Origin of the sequence: Mesorhizobium sp. M2A.F.Ca.ET.039.01.1.1, from assembly GCF_003998035.1 — a bacterium.
Classification (GTDB): domain Bacteria; phylum Pseudomonadota; class Alphaproteobacteria; order Rhizobiales; family Rhizobiaceae; genus Mesorhizobium.
The window spans coordinates 1-2,832 of sequence record NZ_RZRY01000749.1; the positions used below are offsets into that span (position 1 = coordinate 1).

The following is a 2,832-nucleotide window of genomic DNA, read 5'->3' on the forward strand; positions in this document are numbered from 1 at the left end:
AACGTTCGAAGATTGCAAAAACGATCCGCTCTTTACCCAGATTCCGGTTATATCCGCCCGCCGCAAGTTGACCGCGATTAAGAAATTGCCTTCAGGTAAAAATGAGAACGCCGACCGCGAATACGAGAAACTGATTGGCGATCTCTTTCCGTCACTACTCTATCCCCAGCTTGATTTCGCTGCAGTCCAAAGCCGAACGGACAGTGGTTCGCTTGTACGCGACCTCATCTTTTACAATTCCCAGTCCGATCCCTTTCTAAAAGGCATATTTGACGACTATGCTTCAAGACAATTGGTCTTCGAGCTTAAGAACGTTCGAGAAGTCAGCCGTGATCATGTGAACCAGCTCAACGCCTACATGACTGACAGTTTGGGAAAATTCGGAGTATTGGTGACGCGCAATCCACTAACCGGCGCTCGAAAGCAACGAACAATCGATCTCTGGTCGGGTCAACGCCGGAGTATCATTACACTCACTGATGCCGACGTCGAACAGATGGTGGAGTTGTTCGAGAGCAAACAGCGACTACCCATCGACGTGATCAAGAAAAAATATATTGAATTCAGGCGAGATTGTCCGAGTTAGGATTGAAAAATGGCCTTGACGCCTCAACAAATAGAAAAGCTGGAGAAGATTTCCGGTCAGATGGATGGTCTTCACAAGGAAATTGCGACCCTTGTGAAGAAATCGCCAAACGATGGATTGAACGAATTTAAGTTGAAATTCGTCAACGCTATCCTTGGTGAGGCAAACGATATATTGGGCTCCACGCACAAACCCTTGGCTGATTTTGATCAGTTCGATGCGGACGATGTCCCGACTACAAGTGATGTCGCTCTTATCCTCGGTCAATACATCGAGGAGCTTGAGCGCAAGCGGGCTGACAACATAAAACGTGGAACAAACGGAGTTTGGATTTACCGCATCGAAGGATCAGACGTGATGATCCGGACGGCGCCACCGAAGAAGATACAAGAGAAAAAGTGATGTCGAACAAATACTATACAACAGAATCTAAAGTTAGACAATACGAGGCCGTGATCGGCGTATTCACTGAGCTATTCAAGGAACTTAAAGACCTTGGAAAGAAGAAGCCGGAAGGAACGCTTAGCACTAGCAAAGTAAATCTTATAAATCGGGTGCTAGCTGACGCCGTTAAACTTCTGGAAGGCGCTCCGGATCACAAGTATCTTGATCTTTTGGATAGCGATTCCTTGCCGCAATACGGAGACGCTATTCTGATCCTGTCGCAATATGAAGGCGCCTTAAAGTCATTCTACGAGCGGCACTACGGATATCAGAGCGGCGTCGGCGACGCGTGGTTCATCCAGCCTAAGAAGAGTGGTTGAACGCCAGCCGAGGCCGACAGGCAGCGGCCTTTGTTAGACCGCACACGCATCTCAGAGCGCTCGTTACATTCTCATCCAATTCCTGGTCGAGGCGACGGTGCTGTCGCTGCTCGGCGGCATTATCGGCATCCTGATCGGACTGTCGCTGGCCGGCATGGCCTCGATGGCGCTGACGATACCGTTCGCGCCGAGCCCCGCCGTCATCCTGCTCGCCGTCGGCTTCTCCGCGCTGATCGGCATGGTGTTCGGCTTTTTCCCGGCGCTGCGCGGCGCCCGCCTCGATCCGATCGACGCGCTGCGGCACGAATAGCCGTTATTCCACAACCTTGGTGCATGCGCACGTCGACAGCACTGTCACCATCCGACCCTACAATGCTAGATTGATTTACCGTTTTACGGGGATTCCGAACTTTATTTGGACGCTCTTCCGTATCGAAAGCCGTTTCAAACTTGCCTAGCATTGCTGTCGACAACATGTTTCTGTTCGAGAAACAATAAATACGGGGGATTGGTGACTGAACATTCGCTCTGCGTAGCCAACACAAAGTTAGAACCGCTGACCCCATGGTGCTCGTTAACCCTCGCCTGACGGACTACTTCGGAATTCCAACGCCACAAGCGCAGCTTGATTTTGCCATACCGTTTTTCAACGAAGACATACCACTTTACGTCGATCCATTCCTCCTGTGGGCCTCTCCGTCACAACAGGATCAAGCGCTTCACACCGCCGTCATCAACACCTTCAATCAACTAGGTCAGCTCTTCCTTCGGGGAGAGCAAAAGAAGGCCGTTGGAACATTGATTGCCGCATCTGAGTGTGATGAGGTCGGTCTCGGCGCTTCGGCCACGAGAAAAGGGAAACGTCTGGGTAAGACCAAGGCGCACGAAATTCTCTCCCTGTTCAAAACTATCCCACAATACGGCAGCGCTGGATTTCGTCACTTCGAAGAGATTCAGTTTTTCATCGACGGTATTTCGAAAGATAGAATCAGCGATATCACCTGTAGCTTCACAAAGTCATTTCTCGTCGACTACACCATCGAACAATGTCATCGGCATGGGATTCCCTTGAGGGACCACACCCTCCCCCACGTCTATGACTACCGAAAGAACGAGTTCAAACCAGAAGGGGGTGTCCAACTCCCTTTTCACCCTGATACGCGCGCTCCACTGATTCTGGTGCCGAAGCGCTGGCTTCGCTTCGGGCCTTGGATTTCTTACGACGACTATTTCCAGGAACATTGTCCACAGGACGATATCTCGCATGAGGCAGACAAACTTGAACGCGTGGACGTCCTGAATTTCAACCGCGCAAATTACAACGTCGTCGACGCTTATATCAGAGAGAAGGAAAGAACGTTCGAAGATTGCAAAAACGATCCGCTCTTTACCCAGATTCCGGTTATATCCGCCCGCCGCAAGTTGACCGCGATTAAGAAATTGCCTTCAGGTAAAAATGAGAACGCCGACCGCGAATACGAG

At 50.5% G+C, this 2,832-nt stretch carries 3 protein-coding genes and 2 pseudogenes; all 5 read left to right on the top strand.

The genetic code is table 11. The annotated features are described in order from the left end of the window. Positions 1-586, top strand: a pseudogene (locus tag EOA24_RS33045) (hypothetical protein); the annotation flags it as partial. A gap of 9 nt (positions 587-595) precedes the next feature. After that, on the top strand, positions 596-988 hold the full coding sequence (locus tag EOA24_RS33050) for a hypothetical protein (protein ID WP_126082087.1): 393 nt from the start codon (positions 596-598) through the stop codon (positions 986-988). Then, positions 988-1,350: a hypothetical protein gene (locus EOA24_RS33055; protein WP_127257975.1), complete on the top strand. Its 363-nt coding sequence runs from the start codon at positions 988-990 to the stop codon at positions 1,348-1,350. Before EOA24_RS33050 ends, EOA24_RS33055 begins: the two co-directional genes overlap by 1 nt. A gap of 61 nt (positions 1,351-1,411) precedes the next feature. Then, a pseudogene (locus EOA24_RS33060) lies at positions 1,412-1,660 on the top strand (FtsX-like permease family protein); the annotation flags it as partial. A gap of 254 nt (positions 1,661-1,914) precedes the next feature. Further along, on the top strand, positions 1,915-2,832 hold a 918-nt coding region (locus tag EOA24_RS33065; RefSeq protein WP_127410529.1), incomplete at its 3' end, for a hypothetical protein.